This window comes from Streptomyces sp. NPDC093261 (genome assembly GCF_044753645.1).
Lineage (GTDB): Bacteria > Actinomycetota > Actinomycetes > Streptomycetales > Streptomycetaceae > Streptomyces.
Genome location: NZ_JBIVNO010000015.1, coordinates 110,466 through 128,858 on the forward strand (window position 1 = coordinate 110,466; position 18,393 = coordinate 128,858).

The 18,393-nt window shown below is 72.7% G+C and carries 19 protein-coding genes; 14 read left to right on the plus strand and 5 right to left on the minus strand.

The window, feature by feature from the left end:
• Positions 1 to 85: 85 nt before the first annotated feature.
• Together ACIP94_RS27580 and ACIP94_RS27585 are read left to right on the plus strand one after the other, a co-directional pair.
• Positions 86 to 721: a hypothetical protein gene (locus tag ACIP94_RS27580; protein WP_402431137.1), complete on the plus strand. Its 636-nt coding sequence runs from the start codon at positions 86 to 88 to the stop codon at positions 719 to 721.
• A 224-nt stretch (positions 722 to 945) separates the two neighbouring features.
• Entirely contained in the window at positions 946 to 1,749 is an 804-nt protein-coding gene (locus tag ACIP94_RS27585; protein WP_402431140.1) for a DUF2690 domain-containing protein, read from the plus strand.
• 167 nt (positions 1,750 to 1,916) lie between these two features.
• Here the strand turns inward: ACIP94_RS27585 and ACIP94_RS27590 are convergent, their stop codons facing one another.
• Positions 1,917 to 2,414, minus strand: coding sequence for a hypothetical protein (locus ACIP94_RS27590; protein ID WP_402431143.1), 498 nt, complete (start codon positions 2,412 to 2,414; stop codon positions 1,917 to 1,919).
• A gap of 87 nt (positions 2,415 to 2,501) precedes the next feature.
• On the opposite strand from ACIP94_RS27590, the gene ACIP94_RS27595 reads away from it, so the two are divergent.
• The 4 genes from ACIP94_RS27595 (at position 2,502) to ACIP94_RS27610 (ending at position 7,201) form a co-directional block, all read left to right on the plus strand.
• On the plus strand, positions 2,502 to 3,188 hold the full coding sequence (locus ACIP94_RS27595) for a hypothetical protein (RefSeq protein ID WP_402431146.1): 687 nt from the start codon (positions 2,502 to 2,504) through the stop codon (positions 3,186 to 3,188).
• A 277-nt stretch (positions 3,189 to 3,465) separates the two neighbouring features.
• Entirely contained in the window at positions 3,466 to 5,301 is a 1,836-nt protein-coding gene (locus ACIP94_RS27600; RefSeq protein ID WP_402431149.1) for a phosphatidylglycerol lysyltransferase domain-containing protein, read from the plus strand.
• A gap of 122 nt (positions 5,302 to 5,423) precedes the next feature.
• Positions 5,424 to 6,437: a permease gene (locus ACIP94_RS27605; RefSeq protein ID WP_402431152.1), complete on the plus strand. Its 1,014-nt coding sequence runs from the start codon at positions 5,424 to 5,426 to the stop codon at positions 6,435 to 6,437.
• Positions 6,434 to 7,201, plus strand: a complete 768-nt coding sequence (locus ACIP94_RS27610; RefSeq protein ID WP_402431155.1) for a TIGR03943 family putative permease subunit — start codon at positions 6,434 to 6,436, stop codon at positions 7,199 to 7,201. The genes ACIP94_RS27605 and ACIP94_RS27610 overlap by 4 nt, the downstream gene beginning before the upstream one ends.
• A gap of 88 nt (positions 7,202 to 7,289) precedes the next feature.
• Here the strand turns inward: ACIP94_RS27610 and ACIP94_RS27615 are convergent, their stop codons facing one another.
• Positions 7,290 to 7,871: a TetR/AcrR family transcriptional regulator gene (locus ACIP94_RS27615; RefSeq protein ID WP_402431158.1), complete on the minus strand. Its 582-nt coding sequence runs from the start codon at positions 7,869 to 7,871 to the stop codon at positions 7,290 to 7,292.
• A 344-nt stretch (positions 7,872 to 8,215) separates the two neighbouring features.
• On the opposite strand from ACIP94_RS27615, the gene ACIP94_RS27620 reads away from it, so the two are divergent.
• The 3 genes from ACIP94_RS27620 to ACIP94_RS27630 all read left to right on the plus strand — a co-directional run bounded on the left by ACIP94_RS27620 (position 8,216) and on the right by ACIP94_RS27630 (position 11,475).
• Positions 8,216 to 9,667 carry an MFS transporter gene (locus tag ACIP94_RS27620; RefSeq protein ID WP_402431162.1) on the plus strand — a complete coding sequence of 484 codons (1,452 nt, stop codon included), beginning with the start codon at positions 8,216 to 8,218 and terminating at the stop codon, positions 9,665 to 9,667.
• Between the two features lie 409 nt (positions 9,668 to 10,076).
• A complete protein-coding gene (locus tag ACIP94_RS27625) occupies positions 10,077 to 10,685 on the plus strand; it encodes a DUF6153 family protein (RefSeq protein WP_402431165.1) in 609 nt (202 codons plus the stop codon).
• A gap of 106 nt (positions 10,686 to 10,791) precedes the next feature.
• Positions 10,792 to 11,475 (plus strand): DUF305 domain-containing protein, encoded by a 684-nt coding sequence (locus ACIP94_RS27630; RefSeq protein WP_402431168.1) that lies wholly within the window; start codon positions 10,792 to 10,794, stop codon positions 11,473 to 11,475.
• Between the two features lie 19 nt (positions 11,476 to 11,494).
• Here the strand turns inward: ACIP94_RS27630 and ACIP94_RS27635 are convergent, their stop codons facing one another.
• Complete coding sequence (locus ACIP94_RS27635) at positions 11,495 to 12,109, minus strand: DNA polymerase ligase N-terminal domain-containing protein (RefSeq protein WP_402431171.1); 615 nt, start codon at positions 12,107 to 12,109, stop codon at positions 11,495 to 11,497.
• Positions 12,110 to 12,559: 450 nt separating this feature from the next.
• Here ACIP94_RS27635 and ACIP94_RS27640 point away from each other — a divergent pair, with 450 nt between their 5' ends.
• Positions 12,560 to 13,015 (plus strand): RpiB/LacA/LacB family sugar-phosphate isomerase, encoded by a 456-nt coding sequence (locus tag ACIP94_RS27640; protein ID WP_402431174.1) that lies wholly within the window; start codon positions 12,560 to 12,562, stop codon positions 13,013 to 13,015.
• Between the two features lie 61 nt (positions 13,016 to 13,076).
• Here the strand turns inward: ACIP94_RS27640 and ACIP94_RS27645 are convergent, their stop codons facing one another.
• Together ACIP94_RS27645 and ACIP94_RS27650 are read right to left on the minus strand one after the other, a co-directional pair.
• The gene (locus tag ACIP94_RS27645) at positions 13,077 to 13,586 is read right to left on the minus strand and encodes a hypothetical protein (protein ID WP_402431177.1); all 510 of its coding nucleotides are present in this window, start codon (positions 13,584 to 13,586) and stop codon (positions 13,077 to 13,079) included.
• Between the two features lie 204 nt (positions 13,587 to 13,790).
• Positions 13,791 to 14,579, minus strand: coding sequence for a CDP-alcohol phosphatidyltransferase family protein (locus tag ACIP94_RS27650; protein ID WP_402431180.1), 789 nt, complete (start codon positions 14,577 to 14,579; stop codon positions 13,791 to 13,793).
• Between the two features lie 109 nt (positions 14,580 to 14,688).
• Here ACIP94_RS27650 and ACIP94_RS27655 point away from each other — a divergent pair, with 109 nt between their 5' ends.
• The 4 genes from ACIP94_RS27655 to ACIP94_RS27670 all read left to right on the plus strand — a co-directional run bounded on the left by ACIP94_RS27655 (position 14,689) and on the right by ACIP94_RS27670 (position 18,393).
• On the plus strand, positions 14,689 to 15,669 hold the full coding sequence (locus ACIP94_RS27655; RefSeq protein ID WP_402431183.1) for a zinc-binding alcohol dehydrogenase: 981 nt from the start codon (positions 14,689 to 14,691) through the stop codon (positions 15,667 to 15,669).
• Between the two features lie 194 nt (positions 15,670 to 15,863).
• Positions 15,864 to 16,262 (plus strand): 6-pyruvoyl trahydropterin synthase family protein, encoded by a 399-nt coding sequence (locus tag ACIP94_RS27660; protein WP_402431186.1) that lies wholly within the window; start codon positions 15,864 to 15,866, stop codon positions 16,260 to 16,262.
• A complete protein-coding gene (locus tag ACIP94_RS27665) occupies positions 16,259 to 17,473 on the plus strand; it encodes a glycosyltransferase family 4 protein (protein WP_402431189.1) in 1,215 nt (404 codons plus the stop codon). The genes ACIP94_RS27660 and ACIP94_RS27665 overlap by 4 nt, the downstream gene beginning before the upstream one ends.
• On the plus strand, positions 17,470 to 18,393 hold the full coding sequence (locus tag ACIP94_RS27670; protein WP_402431192.1) for a class I SAM-dependent methyltransferase: 924 nt from the start codon (positions 17,470 to 17,472) through the stop codon (positions 18,391 to 18,393). Before ACIP94_RS27665 ends, ACIP94_RS27670 begins: the two co-directional genes overlap by 4 nt.

The window sequence follows — 18,393 nt, forward strand, 5'->3', positions numbered from 1 at the left end:
AACGGAATTCCCGCCCCCCGGCACGGAAACGCTGGGCGATGTGAGATCACGCCTCGTGATCGGCAACGTCAGCACGGAGGTTTCCATGATTCGTCGGACACTGCAGGGGGGCCTGCTCGCCGCGGTCGCGATGCTCGCGCTCGCGCCCACGGCCGCGGTCGCCGTGGAGGGCGACCGGGCCGCCCCGGCGCCGGCCGTCGCGACGGTCCCGTACCGCCCGCACACGCTCCCCGCCCCCGCCCGGCATGTGCCGGTGCGGCACCGCGCCCACCGCTCCGCACTCTGCCAGCGCTACGTCCGCCACATCCGTCACGTCCGTCGGGTCGGCTACGCCTGCCACCTCCGCCACATCCCGCGCACAACGCGCCACCACAACGCCGGCTACGGTGCCGGCACGGCGTATCGCCACCACAACGCCTACGGCACGCGCACGGCGTGCCGCCACCGCCTCGGTTACGTGACGGGCACGGCGTATCGCCACCACACGTATCGCGTCGTCGGACGCGTCGCCACGCGCTACGTGCCGCTGAACGTCCGCTCCGGTCCCGGCACCGGCTACCGCGTGGTGGGACACCGCCAGGTCCACGGCCGGCTGCTGCTCGTCTGCGAGAAGCACGGCTCCTACGTCCACGGGAACCGGCGGTGGTACCGGCTCGCGGGCGGCAGGGGCTATGTCTCCGCGCACTACGTCCGCACCCGGAGCGCCGTGCCCTGGTGCTGACGCTCCCATTCCCTCCCCCTGAAGGGACGGCCTGCCCGGTCACCTGTGGGTGCCGGGCAGGTCTTCGGTGTGCCCCGCCTCCGGCAACTCACCTTGTTCATACTGGTTTCCATGTGTGGCGGCACCACAGTCCCGGGAACACATCCCGACAACCAAGGGCGAACCGCCCGAAGTGGAATCGGCGTTGAGGGACAGGTCATGCGACAGCCCCAAGGATCCAGACCGTGAAGGTCGGCGCAGCACGGACGGCGGCGCCCTGGCGGACGGCGGCGGCCCCGCCGGCCGAGCCGGACGGACCGTTCGTGACGGAGCTGCGCGGCCTGAAAGAGCGCACCGGTCTCAGCCTCGCGGCCCTGGCCGCGCGGACCCCGTACAGCAAATCCGCCTGGCACCGCTATCTCAACGGCGCCCAGCGGCCGCCCCGTTCGGCCGTGGAGGCGCTCGCCGGCCTTGCCGGCGTCGACCCGGCTCCCGTGCTGGCTCTGTGGGAGGCGGCCGACCGCGCCCCGGGTCCGGACGGGCCGTCGGACGCCGTCCCCCCGGCGCGATCCGTCCGGCGCCGGCGGCTGCCGCGGCCGGCCCTCGCCCTGGCCGTCGCGGCGGCCGCCGTGGCCCTGACCGTCGTCGCGGCACACCGCTCGGGCGCGCCCTCCGGCCGTCCCCCCGCGCCCTCGCCCCGCTGCCGGGGCGCGTCCTGTCAGGGGCAGTTGCCGGACGTCTCCGCCTGCGACCGGGACGCGCAGACCAAGAGTGCCGTCCGTGACGCCTCCTACGGGGTGCGGCTTCAGTACTCGCCGTCGTGCGGCGCCGCCTGGGCCGAGGTCCAGGTGCGGCCCACGCAGGCCCGCGTCATCTCCGTCCGGTCGGGCCGGGACGTGCTCTCGGCGTCGTACCCGGGAGACGGGACCGGAGGCTCGAGCAGCCCCATGCTCGCCGTGACCTCACCCGAAGGGGTGGAGGCGTGTGCCGAGGTGGACGGCAAGGTGGCGTGCACAGGCCTCGATGCCGAACCCACGGGCGGGCGCTGAGCGGATGATCGGTCCGGGGGTGGGCATGTGGGGTCTGCCACGCCGGTGCTCTGCTCCTGACGGAGGTCCTACATGTTGTAGGGTTTGGCTCGTCCGCCCGGCCGGTCGGTATCGGCCGGCCCGTTGTCGCCGATCGGGGGATCCGCGTGCAGGAGTCCGACGAGCCGTCACCAGTGGCAGGCCAGACCTTCGAGGGGATGGTCGACCGGGCGCTGGACTCCCCGGAGGTCGCGGCCGCGCTCGGCGCCGCCGGCGTGGGCATGTCCCGGGAGGAGTTGCGCGCGGTGGCCCTGGAGGAGCGCACCCGCCTCGTCGGTGTCGCCGCCGCCGAATACAGCCGCTATCTCGCGCTGAGGGCTGCCGCCGTCGACCGCTACGGGGCCTCTGGTGACGGTGATCACGGGTCGGGCGGTTCCGTGGGGGACGACGATCGGGTGGCGGTCGGTCTCGCAGGGAACGGCGATCATGCGTCGGGCGGTTTCGTGGGTGACGATGATCACGCGTCGGGCGGTCCCGTGGATGTCGGCGATCACGCATCGGGCGGTCCCGTGGATGTCGGCGATCACGCATCGGGCGGTCCAGTGGATGTCGGCGATCGCATGGTGGGCGGCCCCACCGGTGACGACGACGGTGTGTCGGATGCTCTCGCGGGCGAGGTTGACCATGGGCTCAGCAGTCCTACGGCCTCGGGCGACCGTGCGTCGGACGGTCTTACGGCGGAGGGCGACCGTGCGTCGGACGGTCCTGCGGTAGTGGGCGACTGTGAGCCGGGCGATGCCATCGGCGACGACGCCGCCACGCAGAGTGAGGCTTCGAGTGACGGCGACCGCACCCACGGCGACGTCCCGGACGATGACGCCCGCACGCCGCGTGATGCCGCGGTCGGCGATGCCCGTACGGCTGGTGCCGTCCTGGTCGGCGATGCCCGTACGGCTGATCGTGCCCCGGTCGGCAACGGCCGCGCGCAGGACGATGCCCCGGTCGGCGAAGCCCGTACGCAGGATGATGCTCCCGCCTCCGACGTCCGGACGAAAAGGGTGATCCTGCCCGTCCTCGCGGTCCTCGTGCCGAGCCTCGGGGCCGTGGCCACCGGTGTGTTCCTGCTGTGCGGATTCGGGCTGCGGGCCTTCGCCGTCCGTCCGCACATCGACGACGGGCTCGTGATGGCCGGGGTCATCGCCGCCGCCGTGACGGCGGGAGCGGCCCTTGGGGACCTCGCCTGGATCCTGGTGATGGGCGCACGGAGCCGCTCCGGGCGCCGCCGGGACCATCCCGCCGACCGTGATCCCGAAGTGTGCCGGGCCCGGGAGACCTGGGAGAACGCCGTGCTGGAACGGGGACTCGTGCCGTTCCTCCGTCAGCGCGCGGAGTCGGCGCACACCGACCGGGCGTATGTGCCCGAGGGGCGCGCCGTCGGCGCGGAGGAGCGGGTTCGGTAGTCGCTCCGCGTCCCGGTCCGCCGGGTGAGTCGCTCGTCTCCCGTACCCGGCCCGTACCCGCCGCCCTCTCAACCCCCGATCGGGGATGAACCGCCGATCGGGGGGTGGCCACGACCCTTGCCGGACGCCTACCCTCGACGGGGCGCCCCGGGTGCCCTACAGAACGTAGGGTCGATGGGAGTGCCCGGGAGAGCCAAGGGCTGACTGTCCCGCCCCCAGTGTCCGCTTCCGTCCACGCCGGTCGCTCCGGCCTCTTGTTTCAAGGTGAGTCATCGCGGTGCCCGCACAGCAACAAGCAGTGATCCCCCAGCAGCGCGCCCGGCATCCGCAGGGCGCGCCGGAGGGGCGACCGCCGCTCCTCGCACGCCTGCGCCCCGGAGCGGCCGCCGCCACCGTCTGGTACCTGCGGCTCCAGGCCCTGCTGAACATCGTGGCCGTCCTCTCGCTGCCCTTCCGCGAAGAGGTCAAGGAGCACAACGCCGGTGAGTTCTTCACCCCCTACCTGGCCACCGCCGGTCTGGTCTCGGCGGCCCTCGCCCTGTTCCTCGCGGTGGTGATGCGGCGGCGCAAGCGGGCCGCATGGATCTTCAACATGCTGCTGGCCGGCCCGCTCTTCGCGCTCTACGTGCTCGCCCTCACTCAGGACGACTACCGCCGCCACGTCTTCAACTGGATCTCCGTCCTGCTCACCGGGCTGTTCGTGGCCGCTCTGCTGATCGGCCGCAGGGAGTTCCAGGCCGTGGGCGACCGCTCCAACCCCCGGCTCGCCCTGGTCGTGGGCGCCTGCGGCATCCTGGTCAGCGGCGGCATCGGCACCCTGCTGGTGGACGCCACCAACAAGCTGGCCGGGGCCACCCTGACGGACAAGATCGCGTACACGCTGCTGCGCGGCGTCAGCGTGGGCCCGCTCGCCGACCGCGTCGACGCCGTGCACGCCCCGCGCTGGGTGGACATCACCATCAACGGCCTGATCGCGGCCACCTTCCTGCTCGTTCTGTACGCCTGCTTCCGCGCACCCCGCGGCCGGGAACTCCTCGGCGATGCGGACGAACAGCGCCTGCGCGCCCTGCTCGCCAAGCACGGTGACCGCGACTCCCTCGGCTACTTCGCGCTGCGCCGCGACAAGGCCGTGATCTGGTCCCCGAGCGGCAAGGCGGCCATCACCTACCGGGTGGTCAGCGGCGTCACCCTGGCCTCCGGCGACCCGATCGGCGACCCCGAGGCATGGCCCGGTGCCATCGACGCATGGCTGGAGGAGGGACGTCGGCACGCCTGGACGCCCGCCGTCATGGGTGCGAGCGAGGAAGCCGGAACGATCTACGCCCGGCATGGCCTCGATGCCCTCGAACTGGGCGACGAGGCGATCGTGGAGGTCGCCGACTTCAGCCTCGAAGGGCGCGCGATGCGCGTCGTGCGGCAGGCCCACAACCGTGTCCGCCGGGCCGGCTACACCGTGCAGATCCGCCGCCACGGCGACATCCCCGAGTCCGACATGGCCAGCCTGATCGAGAAGGCCGACCGATGGCGGGACGGCGGCTGCGAGCGCGGCTTCTCCATGGCCCTGGGCCGCCTCGGCGACCCGGCCGACGTGAACTGCGTGATGCTGGAGTGCCGCGACGAGCTGGGCGAGCCCCGGGCCCTGCTCAGCTTTGTGCCCTGGGGCGAGCACGGGCTGTCCCTGGACCTGATGCGGCGCGATCGCGGCTGTGAGAACGGCCTGATGGAGTTCATGGTGATCGAGCTGCTGCTGCGCGCGTCCGATCTCGGCATCAAGCGGGTGTCGCTGAACTTCGCGATGTTCCGCTCCGTCTTCGAACGCGGCTCACGCCTCGGCGCCGGACCCGTGCTGCGGCTGTGGCGCTCCGTGCTGACCTTCTTCTCCCGCTGGTGGCAGATCGAGTCCCTCTACCGCGCCAACGCCAAGTACCGGCCCGTGTGGGAGCCGCGCTTCCTGCTGTTCGAGAAGAGCAGCGACATCCCGCGCATCGGTATCGCCAGCGCCCGGGCCGAGGGATTCCTGGCCGCGCCGAGCCTGCCGTCCCTCTTCGGCCGGCGGCACGCCCCGGCCGGCGGGGCAGGGCCAGCCCCCGCTCGCGTACGAAAAGGGTCATGACAAGGGTCATTGAGCGGCAAAGTTCCGGACCCCGGATGAGACGGGGCGCGCCGGCGGACGTACAGCAGTAGAGGGGCCGAGCCCCTCCCGCGCCGCCCGCTCCTCCCGGAGGTACCCCGCCCGTGACGATCGTCAAAGCACCCCCGGCCCCGGTCGACCGGCGCCATGACGAGGAGCCTTCACAGGGCTGGCAGTTCACCTCCTCCCACGGTCTGGTCCTCCTGCTGCTCCTGCTGGTCGTCGGGCAGGGCCCCATCCGGCGGGTGCTGGGCGCTCCCGTGATGCAGAGCTGGATGACCGTGTTCCTCGCGGTGGTTGTCCAGGCCCTGCCCTTCCTCGTTCTCGGGGTGCTGCTGTCCGCGGCCCTCGCGGTCTTCGTCCCGCCGTCGTTCTTCGCCCGCGCCCTGCCGAAGCGGCCGGCCCTCGCGGTGCCGGTCGCCGGCGTGGCCGGGGCCGTTCTGCCCGGCTGCGAATGCGCCTCGGTGCCGGTCGCGGGTGCGCTGGTCCGCCGGGGTGTCACACCCGCGGCGGCGCTGGCCTTTCTGCTCTCGGCTCCCGCGATCAACCCGATCGTGCTGACCGCCACGGCCGTCGCGTTCCCGCGCAACCCCGAGATGGTCCTCGCCCGGTTCGCGGCGAGCCTGCTGGTGGCGTGCGCGATGGGGTGGCTGTGGCAGCGGCTGGGCCGCACCGACTGGCTGAAGCCGCCGGCCCGAGCGTCCTACGAGGGGCAGGGCAAGGGGGCCGCGTTCTGGGGGTCCGTACGGCATGACGTGATGCACGCCGGCGGGTTCCTGGTCGTCGGCGCGATGGCCGCGGCCACCCTCAAGGCCGTGGCCCCGGCGAGCTGGCTGCGTACGGCGGCGGGCAACCCGGTGGTGGCGATCCTCGCGCTCTCGGTCCTCGCGGTACTGCTGTCGATCTGTTCCGAGGCGGACGCGTTCGTGGCGGCGTCGCTCTCGCAGTTCTCGCTCACCGCCCGGCTGGCGTTCCTCGTGGTGGGGCCGATGATCGATCTGAAGCTGTTCGCGATGCAGGCGGGCACGTTCGGGCGTTCCTTCGCCCTGCGGTTCGCGCCCGCCACGTTCCTGCTGGCAATCCTGGTGTCGGTCGTGGCCGGGGCGGTGCTGCTGTGAACCGTCAGGCGCAAGCGGCCGTGCTGTTCCTGGTCGGTGGGGCGATGCTGCACGCCGGCACGACCTCTTTGTATCTGCGCTACGTCAAGGCCGGGCTCCAGCCGCTGCTGCTCGCCTCCGGGGCCGTGCTGATCGTGGCCGCGCTCGCGACCGTCTGGTACGAACTGCGACGGCTCCGGGCTGCCCGGCAGCACCAGGTCGGAGAAGAGCCGCACGGTCACGACCATGAGCACGACGACGGCCACGGCCACGGCCACCGCGAGCCGCGGATCTCCTGGCTGCTCGTGCTGCCGCTGTTCGCGCTGATCCTGGTCGCGCCGCCCGCGCTCGGCTCGTACAGCGCCCTGCGCGCCGGTACGGCCCTCCAGCCGCCGCTGGCCTACCCGGCCCTGCCGTCGGGCGACCCTGTCCCGCTCAGCCTGGTGGACTACGCGGGCCGTGCGGCCTACGGCGACGGACACTCCCTCGGCAACCGCGAGGTGGAGATCACCGGGTTCGTCGCGCTCGACCACGGGGGCACCCCGTATCTCGTCCGCATGGCCCTCAACTGCTGTGCCGCCGACGCCCAGCCGGTCAAGGTCGGGCTGACCGGCAAGCTGCCGCCCGTTCTCCAGCCCGACTCCTGGCTCCAGGTCACCGGCACCTACACCGACCGGCGGACCAAGGACCCCGTCAACGGCGGCCGCATCCCGTTCCTCGAGGTCAGGGAGGCCAAGCCGGTCCCCACGCCGAAGGATCCCTACGACGAGAGCTGGAACCAGTGACGTGACCGGCGACGGCGCGCCCGGGGGATGACCGGGGCGCGCCGATCCCCGGCGAGGAGGCCCGAGGAGCCGGACGAGGCCGACCGGTTCAGACGGCGGAGGCCCTCACCCCGTCCAGGGCCACTGTCAGGACCCGGTCCCGCTGGGCGTCGTCGAGGAAGTTCGTCGCGGTGATCCCGGCGACCATACGGAGCAGGTCGTCGAAGCCGATGTCCGTCCGGGCCTCGCCTGCCTTCTGGGCCCGCTCGAACAGGGGTCCGCCCGCCTGGTACATGGACTCCCGGCAGGCGAGGAAGATGTCCGACTCGTCATCCATCGCCTCGCGGATGGCCCGCTTGGTCACCGTGTAGTCCACGAACCGGCGCAGCCACGAGGTGAGCGCCTCCCACGGCTCGCGGTCCGCCACCTCCCCGGCCACCCGGCACAGGTCGTTCACCTCGCCGGCGTACACGCTCTCGAAGAGGTGACGACGGGTCGGGAAGTTGCGGTAGAGCGTGCCGATCCCGACGCCGGCGCGGCGGGCGATGTCCTCCAGGGACGCCTCCGCGCCGTTCTCCGCGAATGCCTCGCGTGCGGCGGCGATCAGGGCGTCGTAGTTGCGGGCGGCGTCCTTCCGGTGCGGCCGCTGGGCCGCCACGATCTCGCTGACGGGGAACGGCTGAGCCGTCACTGCTGCCTCCCTGGACGGAACCGAGTTGAAGCGGAGGGTTACCTCCGTTACAGTGGAGGCGTACCTCCACTTTAGCAGTCGGAGTGCGTTCGGCCTGGACACGTGCGGCCACACGGGTCGCCGACGCACCCCCAGCCCTTGCTACCTCCTCGTATCCGCTTGATCCGATGCCGAGCCCGCGCAGACCGCGCCGCCCGGCCCCATCCGCTCGCGACCGCCCCCGCCGCCGTCGGCGTGCTCCACTCCGCCCGCGGCGCGACCGAGCCCCTACGGCCCGGGCGACCGAGCCCGTACGACCCCTGCCCGACGACCTGGGCCAGACCTTGTCCGGAGAGGCTTTTTCGATGCCACGGAAGTCCACGCGCCTTACCTTCGCCGTCCTGGCGACCGGTGCGGGCGTGTTCTCCATGCTGCAGTCCCTGATCGCGCCGGCCCTGCCGACCGTTCAGCACGCGCTGCACACCTCGCAGTCCACCGCCACCTGGGTGATGACGGCGTATCTGCTGTCCGCCTCGGTGTTCACCCCCATCCTCGGCCGGGTCGGCGACCTCGTCGGCAGGAAGCGCACGCTCGTCGCCGTACTGGTGGCCGTGCTGGCCGGATGTCTGCTCGCCGCGCTCGCGCCGGGCATCGGCACGCTGATCGTCGCCCGGGTGATCCAGGGCGCCGGCGGCGCCCTCTTCCCGCTGTCCTTCGGCATCATCCGCGACGAGTTCGCCCCGTCCGAGGTCAGCGGAAGCATCAGCAACCTGTCCGCCGTGATCGCCGCCGGCGGTGGCGTCGGCATGGTGGCGGCGGGCCCCATTGTGTCCGCGCTCGACTACCGCTGGCTCTTCTGGATCCCGGTCGCCGTCGTCACCGCCACCACCCTGATCGCCCTGCGCTACGTCCCCGAGTCGCCGCGCCGGGCCGAGGGCCGCGTCAACTGGGCCGGCGCCGTCCTGCTGTCGGCATGGCTGGTGTCCCTGTTGCTGCCGCTCAGTCAGGCGGGCCGGTGGGGCTGGGGATCGGCCCGGGTGATCGGCCTGTTCGTCGCCGCGGTGGTGCTCTTCGCGCTGTGGCTGACCTCAGAGGCGCGCTCCCGCAGCCCGCTGATCGACCTGCACGTCATGCGGCTGCCCGCCGTGTGGACCACCAACACCGCCGCACTGCTGTTCGGGGCGGGCATGTACTCCATCTGGTCCTTCCTGCCGGGCTTCGTGCAGACACCCGCCATCGCCGGTTACGGTTTCGGCGCGTCCGTCACCGCGTCCGGACTGCTCATGCTGCCGATGCTGGTCGCCATGTTCCTCTCGGGCGTGCTGAGCGGTCGGCTGGAGCCGGTGGTCGGAGCCAAGGCACTGCTCACGGCCGGTGCCGCGCTGGGTGCGGTCGCCTGTGGCTTCCTGGCTCTGTGGCACGACCAGCAGTGGCAGGTGGCCTTCGTGGCGGGCGTGTTCGGATTCGGCATCGGACTGGCCTTCTCCTCGATGGCCAACCTGATCGTCGGCAGTGTGCCGGTCGAGCAGACGGGGGCCGCGACCGGCATGAACGCCAACATCAGGACGATCGGTGGCTCCATAGGCGCCGCCGTCACCAGCGTCCTGGTGACCGGTCACCTCCAGCCCTCGGGTCTGCCCTACGCCTCCGGCTACACCCACGGCTTCGGCCTGCTGGCCCTGCTCTGCCTCGCCGCCACCCTGGCCGCGCTGCTCGTCCCGGTCCGGCGCGCCGCCCGTGTCACCGGTGTGCCGCGCGCGTCCGACCAGCCGGTCCCCACCGAGGCGGAGGCCGCCGTACCGAGTGCGCGCGGCTGACCTCTGCGACGAATGACCGCCCCGACCGCCGCCGGCCCTGTGGCGCCGCGGTGGTCGGGGTTCAGCGGTGCTGCCACAGGGCCGACGGGCGTCCCGCGCGCAGTGCCCGTCGCTGTGACCGGGGGGGAGCACCGGAAGCGGCCCCCCGGAACGTCGAGTTGTCGCTCCTCGGGGAACGGTGCCACCCGTTGGCCAGGACCCGGCCGACCGACACCCGGCGCAGGAACCGGCGCCGCGTCTGGGGGAGTTGCACCGGGTCGATCAGGACTGAACACATCGGAACCGATCTCGACGATGCTGTCGTCGAGCATGGATCGCCGGATTTCTTCAGGACGCTCCAGGACGGCAGAGTGGCGAAAACGGAGCGCCGCCGCGCGGATCAGGCGTCGGGTGTCCCTAGGATGAGCCCATGACATCCGGCCCGCGCACCCGCCTCGTGGCGCGTCGTGCCCGCTGGAGGCTGCTGGTTCTGGCGGTGGTGGCCGGGGTGCTGGCCATGCACGCGCTGTCGCCCTCGGGGACTCCGTCGGCGGGCGAGCACGTCATGGTGACCGGGCCGGCCGGCGCGGGTCACCATGCCGAGACCGCCGGCGCGCAGGGCGGCGTAGGCCGGCATCTGTCCGACGCGGGGCAGGACATGGTGTCGGACGCGGGGCGGGGCCGAGTGGTGTCCGAGGCGGGGCAGGACCGAATGGTGTCCGACGCGGGGCGGGACCGAATGGTGTCCGACGCGGGGCAGGGGCGGAGGGCGTTCCGCCCCGGACAGAGCCGGATGGCGTCCGGTGCGGGATCGTGCGGGATGGTCTCGGGTGCCGGACAGGGCGGGATGGTCATGGACCACGCCGGCGGAACCTGCGCGGCCGCGGGAACGGCCGCTTCCTATGTGCCCCCCGCACTGCCGCCCGCGCCCACGGCCCCCACCGACCCGGCCTCCGTAGCCCAAGGCGCTCATCTCGCACGGGCGGTCGGCGGCCGGGCTCCGCCCGACCTGTCCCAGCTACAGCTTCTGCGGATCTAGAGGCACCCGCACGACACCCCCTGCGCCGGGTGGCGTGTTCCGGTCCGTCTCGTGATCCGTATCTTCCCGCGCCTGCGCGCGGGCGCTTGAAGGAGCTGTACTTCCCATGGCATCTCGCCGTTTCCTCGTCCGCCGGACCCACCCCGTCCGCCGGACCCACCTCGTCCGCCGGACCGCCGCGCTGGCCGCGGCCGTCACAGCCGCGGCCGTGCTCGCCGGCTGCGGCGGCACCGATGACTCCGCCTCGTCCTCCTCCTCCGGTTCCTCCGGCCCGTCCGCCTCTACTTCCGCGGCACAGGGCGGCCACAACGCGCAGGACATGACGTTCGCGCAGGAGATGATCCCGCACCACCGGCAGGCCGTGGCCATGGCCGGCCTGGCTTCCTCGCGGGCGAAGTCACAGCAGGTGAAGGACCTGGCCGCGAAGATCGAGAAGGCGCAGGACCCGGAGATCGCGACCATGTCGGGCTGGCTGAGGGCCTGGGGTGAGAAGGTCCCGTCCGGCGCCCCGTCCGCCGGGGGCGGCATGGCGGGGATGGAGCACTCCGGCTCGTCGATGCCCGGCATGATGTCGGACGACGACATGGACAAGCTCGCGAAGCTGTCCGGTGACGTCTTCGACAGGGCGTTTCTGAAGATGATGATCGGTCACCACCAAGGCGCCCTCGTGATGGCCAAGGCCGAGCAGGCCAAGGGCGCCTACGGTCCGGCGAAGGCGATGGCGACGTCGATCGTCACCTCGCAGTCGGCCGACATCACCGAGATGATCCAGATGCTCAGCCGGCGATAGGCCGGCCGCTCGTCGCCGTTCACCTGCCGCGGCCTCCCGCGGCGACCTGGGCGAGCGTACGACCGCTGCACACCGAGCGGGCACGGCGGGGATCCGGCGTGCCGTGCCCGCCGGGCCCGGCGTGACCCGTCCGCACCAGCAGCCAGGCCTCGTCCTTGTCGTTGCCCTTGCCACCGCGGAAGCGGGTGAGGGCATACTCGCCGTGGAGCTTCGCGCCGTTCAGCCGGAACGTGGCGTGCCCGCGATCGAGGGCCTCGGCGAAGGGAACGGGCCGCCCGCGGCGGTCGTGGCTCGTCGGCCGGTAGGTGCCACGGTCCCAGACGATGACGGCACCGCCGCCGTACTCGCCCGGCGGGATGACGCCCTCGAAGTCCTCGTACTCAAGGGGATGGTCCTCGGTGGGTACGGCGAGCCGCCTGTCGACGGGATCGGTGGAGGGGCCCTTGGGGACGGACCAGGACCGCAGTACGTCGCCGACCTGGAGCCGGAAGTCGAAGTGCAGGGTGCTCGCGTCATGGATCTGCACCACGAAACGCGGCTCCGCACCGGAGGAGGCGCCACTGCCACGGGGCTCACCGGTCCGCTCGAAGTCCCGTTTGCCGCGGTATTCCCGCAGCCGATCGCTGCCACCCACGTCCGGCTCCTCTCCGCCGCCCGGCCGGGTCGGGCTGTGCCGTCTTCGGTCCCGAGTACCCCACCTGCCGCCCAGAGCACGTAGGAGGAAGACGACCTGAGCGGCGCCTCACCTCCTGGTCGGAGCCAGCCCCGGCGAGCCGCGAGGAGGCCGGCCTGGAAGCGGGTGGGGGCGTCCACTGGGCCATCGGACGCTGAATGCGCCGTTGCGTGGTGTGCTCGCTCCAGCCCTGAACCCGGGCGATGGCAGCGTCCGGGCGCCCGGTGGCGGGCAGGCCAGGCGCCGCACGCCGCCACCACGGAGGAACCTGCGGCCGACGGACCCGACGTGGAGACCCGCCATCTGCTCACGCGTCGCTCTTCGAGGCGGTGGGAGCGAGCCGTTCCGGTGCACGCGACGGCCCGCCGGAGCGCCGGGCCGTCGCCGCGTGAGCGGGGTAGTCTCCGGAGTATGCGGATCTCCGTTTCCTCGGACATGGACGAACCCGTGGCCCGCATCCTGGTCGGGGAGTTGCGCGGTCGCGGCCACGAGGTGCTGGTCCACGGTGCCCTGTGCCCCGGTGACGACGCCCAGTGGGCGGCGTGCTCGGAGGAGGCGGCCCGTGAGGTCGCCGAGGGGGCGGCGGACCAGGCCGTCGTGTGCTGCTGGACCGGCACCGGGGCGTCGATCGCCGCGAACAAGGTGCCGGGCGTACGGGCGGCGCTGTGTACGGACGCGTACACGGCCGACGGCGCCCGCCGCTGGAACGACGCCAATGTGCTGGCGCTCAGTCTGCGGCTGACGTCCGAGCCGCTGCTCAAGGAGATCCTCGACGCCTGGTTCGCGGCCGAGGCGAGCGGGGACGCGGACGACCGGGAGAACGTGGCCCGGATCGGACGGCTCGACCTCGGCAGGCCGACGCCGTAGCGGAACGATGCCGGGACGGCGGTGGCGGGGCGACGCGGGTCGGCTCCCACCACCGCCCCGGTCAGCGGTCGCCGTTGAAGTAGGTCACGTCCCAGTGCGAGCCCTCACGGGCGTAGACGTTCCCCGCGGGCGACTTGTACTGCCTCGCTCGGTCGCCGGGCCGCGGGCCGACGTAGCGGAACTTGGTGGTGACGTAGGCGTCCACGCACGAGGTCACCTTGATGTCGACCTTGTAGCCGTTCCAGTGGCTGTAGGTGCCGGAGGCGTGCCCCCGTTCCGTCCCGCCGGTGATGGTCACCGCGCAGCGGCTCGCCCGCTTGAAGGCGGTCACGCCGGAGACGGTGGTCCTGTTGATCTGCTCGAAGGAGGTGCACCGGGAGTTGTTCCGGTCGCCGCATCCGCCCGACGAGGTCCAGCCGATGCCCGCCTGCCGTAACTGCTGAGCGGCGGCCGCATGGGTGTATTTCGCGGGCGAGGCGGTGACGGAGGGTGCGGTGGCCGCAAGCAGTCCGCCGGTCAGCAGGATGGCGGAGGCGGCGAGTCCGGCAGGACGGGTGAGGCGTCGGTTCATGGCGGTCGTTCCTCTCGTGAACGGCTCGGTGACTACCTCCGCATCACTGCCCACACGCGTACTTCGGGCGAACTCCCGCAACGGGGGCGCGAGGTGGCATCCGGCGCATTCCACATCCCCTCACGCGCGGCCGGGCGCACCGCCACACCAGGCGCCGGTCCCGCGTCGGCCGACCCAATCGGCCCCCGTCGACCTTGCGCCGGCTCAGCCGCCCGCCACCAGCTCCGGCACCGGCTGGTGCAGCACGGTGTCGGCCGCCGCCCCCGCCAGGTCCTGGCCCCGGTCCCGTACGCTCCACAGCCACAGCACATCCCGCCCGAACGACCACACCAGGGACGCCAGCGCGCAGGCGACGATCCCCGCCGTCGCGGCATACGGCAGGTATCCGGACCCGGCCACCAGCAGGGCGACACCCTGGAGGGCCGCCACCGTCTTGCGCGCCATGCTCGGCGGCAGCTCGCCGTTCAGCCACGGCAGCACCCGGGCCGTCGCCACGAACACGTATCGCATCCCGCCGATCAGCAGCACCCAGGGGCCCAGCGACATCGACACATAGACGCTCAGCACCAGGATGAGGAACGCGTCGACCTCCATGTCGAAGCGCGCGCCCAGCGCGGTCGAGGTGCCCGTGTGGCGGGCCACCTTGCCGTCCACCCCGTCGAGGATCAGCGCCACCGCGGTCAGCGCCACGAGCACCGTCACCGGCGGCGAGCTCTCGAACGAGTCCGCCACCAGCGCCGTGACGCCGCCCACCAGGGTGGCCCGGCCCAGCGTGACCCGGTTGGCGGGACCGAAGGAGCGCAGCCGGGAGCGGAGTACGGCACGGGTGAGCACGGCCCAGGTGGCAAGCGCGAACGCGAGACCCGTCAGCCAGCCGGCCGGGCCCATCCCGATCGCCGTGCCCAGCAAGGTCAGCAGCAGCACCTGCACGCCCGCCCCCACGGTCGTCTCCTGCTGCAACAGCCTCGCCTCGTACATGTGGTTCAGGGCCACCGCTCACCCTCCGGCCAAGTGACAGATTCGATCTCCGCCGCGTACCTTGTGCGCGGCTTCTCGTAGGTGCGGTACGTGAAGAGTCGGCCGATCGTTCAGGAGGACGCACATGGACCTCACAGCTCGGGCCTTCTGGCTGCGCTCACCGGGGCACGGGGAGGTGCGCGACGTCGAGCTTCCGGAGCCCGGTGACGGAGATGTGCTCGTGCGCGCGCTGTACTCGGGTGTCAGCCGCGGCACCGAGACCCTCGTCTTCCGTGGCGGCGTGCCGGAGAGCCAGCGTGCCGCCATGCGTGCCCCGTTCCAGGAGGGCGACTTCCCGGCCCCCGTGAAGTACGGCTATCTGAGCGTGGGACAGGTGGAGCACGGGCCCGCGGACCTGGCCGGACGCACCGTCTTCTGCCTGTATCCGCACCAGAGCCGCTATGTGGTCCCGGCGTCGGCCGTCACCGTCGTGCCGGACGCCGTGCCCGCCCACCGCGCCGTGCTCGCCGGCACCGTGGAGACCGCCGTCAACGCGGTCTGGGACGCCGGCCCCCTCGTCGGGGACCGGATCGCCGTGGTCGGCGGTGGCATGGTCGGCTGCTCCGTCGCCGCCCTCCTCGCGCGCCATCCCGGGGTCCGCGTCCAGCTCGTGGACGCCGACCCCGCACGCGCCGAGACCGCCCGCGCGCTCGGCGTGGAGTTCGCGCGGCCCGAGGACGCGCTCGGTGAGTGCGATCTCGTCGTCCACGCCAGCGCGACCGAACCGGGCCTCGTCCGCTCCCTGGAACTGCTCGCCCCGGAGGGCACCGTCGTCGAACTCAGCTGGTACGGCGACGGGCGGGTCACCCTGCCGCTCGGCGAGGCCTTCCACTCGCGCCGTCTGACCCTGCGCAGCAGCCAGGTCGGCACCGTCTCTCCGCGCGCCCGCTCCGGACGCACCTACGCGGACCGGATGGCCCTCGCACTCACCCTGCTTGCCGACCCCGCCTTCGACGCGCTCATCACCGGCGAGTCCGCCTTCGACGACCTGCCCGAGGCGCTGGCGCGTCTCGCGAGCGGCGAGCTCAAGGGGCTGTGCCACCGCGTCCGGTACGCCGCGGGCTGAGTCCCGGTCCCGGCCTCGCCGCCGAGTCCCGGCCCCGCCGCCCGAGTTGTCCGGACTCCTGGGAAACCCTCGGGGAATTCGCAGACAACCTCGAAACAAGGAGAACGGGCAGCTGAACAACGCGCCGGAGCCGGCCGTACTACACGACATGCCCCGGCAGGGGGCCCGACGTACCGCACCTGGAGGGTCGTCCGTTGTTCAGCATCACCGTCCGTGATCACCTGATGATCGCCCACAGCTTCCGCGGCGAGGTCTTCGGACCCGCGCAACGCCTGCACGGGGCGACGTTCCTCGTGGACGCCACCTTCCGCCGCGCCGAGCTGGACGACGACAACATCGTCGTAGACATCGGACTGGCCACGCAGGAGCTGGGGGCCGTGGTGAGCGAGCTCAACTACCGCAACCTCGACAACGAGCCCGACTTCGCGAACACCAACACCTCGACGGAGTTCCTGGCCAAGGTGATCGCCGACCGCCTCGCCGAGCGGATCCACAAGGGAGCGCTGGGCGAGAGCGCCCGGGGCATCGAAGGCCTCACCGTCACACTGCACGAGTCGCACATCGCCTGGGCGAGTTACGAGCGTGCCCTGTGACGGACACCACCATCGACCAGGCGTCCCCGGACTCCCGCGGCCGGACGCCCCAGACCCGGCTGAACTATGTGCCGGTGCAGAACACGGCCCTGAAGAACGCCGACATTGTTCCCATGTCCCTGCGCACCGTGCACTTCGTCATGCCGGGCGGTGTCGACGACCCGGCCACCCCCAGCGGCGGCAACGCCTACGACCGCCGCATCTGCCTCGACCTGCCCGGTTTCGGCTGGCAGGTCCAGCGGCACACCGTCGACGGCTCCTGGCCCCGGCCCGGGGCGGCCGCCCGTGCGGAACTCGCCCGTACGCTGCGGGAACTGCCCGACGGCTCGGTCGTCCTCCTGGACGGCCTGGTCGCCTGCGGCGTCCCCGAGATCGTCGTCCCCGAGGTCGAACGCCTGTGCCTCGCCGTCCTCGTGCATCTGCCGCTCGGGGACGAGACGGGCCTCGCCCCGGCGACCGCGGCCGAACTCGACGCCAAGGAGCGCACCACCCTGCGGGCCGTGCCCGCCGTCGTCGCCACCAGCGACTGGGCCGTGCGCCGGCTCGTCTCGCACCACGGGCTCGCCCCCGACCGCGTCCACGCCGCCGCGCCCGGAGCCGACATCGCGCCCCTGGCCCCCGGCACCGACGGTGTCTCACGGCTGCTGTGCGTTGCGGCGGTCACCCCGCGCAAGGGCCAGCACCGGCTGATCGAGGCCCTCGCCACGGTCAAGGACCTGCCGTGGAACTGCCACTGCGTCGGCGGGCTCGGCCATGACCCCGAGTACGTCGCCCGGCTGCGCGCCCTCATCGACGCCCACGGCCTCGGCGACCGGCTGCATCTCGTCGGACCGCGCTCCGGCGCCGCGCTCGACGCCAGTTACGCCGCCGCCGACCTCATGGTCCTGACCTCGTACGCGGAAACATACGGCATGGCGGTCACCGAGGCACTCGCCCGCGGGATCCCGGTGCTCGCCACCGACGTCGGCGGGCTGCCGGAGGCGGTCGGGCGCGCGCCCGACGGCGGGGTGCCCGGCATCCTCGTCCCGCCGGAGGACCCCAGCGCGCTGGCCTCTGAGCTGCGTGGCTGGTTCGGCGAGGCGGACGTACGGCGCCGGCTGAAGGCCGCCGCGCGCGGCCGCCGCGCCGCACTGGACGGATGGGCGACCACGGCCCGCAGCCTGGCGGGCGTCCTGGCCAAGCTACGCCACGAACCCCGGAGGACGGCATGAACACGAGTACGACTCCTCCCGGGCCCCAGGCGCACACGGAGCCCGCGGCCCTCTCCGCGATACCGTCGCCCGGCGGCGCGGAGCCCGACGTCCCCCGGTACGCCCCGCAGTGGCTCCAGTTGCGAGAGCCCGCGGACGCGGCGGCCCGCGCGCACGAACTGCTCGACCCGCTGCGGACCTGGCTCGCCAACCGCTCGGGGCGCGCCACCGACCTGGTGGTGCACGACCTGGGCTGCGGCACCGGTTCGATGGGCCGCTGGCTCGCACCGCTCCTCGACGGACCCCAGCACTGGATCCTGCACGACCGGGACCCATATCTGCTGCACTTCGCCACGGTGGGCGCCCCCAAGGCGGCCGCCGACGGCAGCGGGGTCACCGTCACCACCCAGCGCGGCGACATCGGCCGGCTCACCCAGGACGCCCTGGCGGGAGCCTCGCTGGTGACCGCCTCCGCGCTGCTCGACGTCCTCACCGCCGACGAGATGGAGACGCTCGCGGCGGCCTGCGTCGGCGCCGGCTGCCCGGCGCTGCTCACCCTGTCCGTCGTCGGACGCGTGGAACTCACGCCCCCGCACCCCATGGACCAGGAGATCGCCGAGGCCTTCAACGCCCACCAGCGCCGCGGTGACCTCCTCGGCCCGGACGCGGTCCGTGCGGCCTGCGAGGTCTTCGAGCGGCTGGGCGCGAGCGTACGAGTCCGGCCGAGCCCCTGGCGGCTCGGCCCCGAGCAGGCGGGACTGACCGCGGAATGGCTGCGCGGCTGGGTCGGCGCGACCGTGGAGCAGCGGCCGGACCTGGCGGACCGTGCGGAGACGTATCTCCAGGAGCGTCTGGCCGACTGTGCGGCGGGCCGGCTGGGTGTCGTGGTGCACCACAGCGACGTCCTGGTGCTGCCGCGACCGACGGGAGAGGCGGGATGA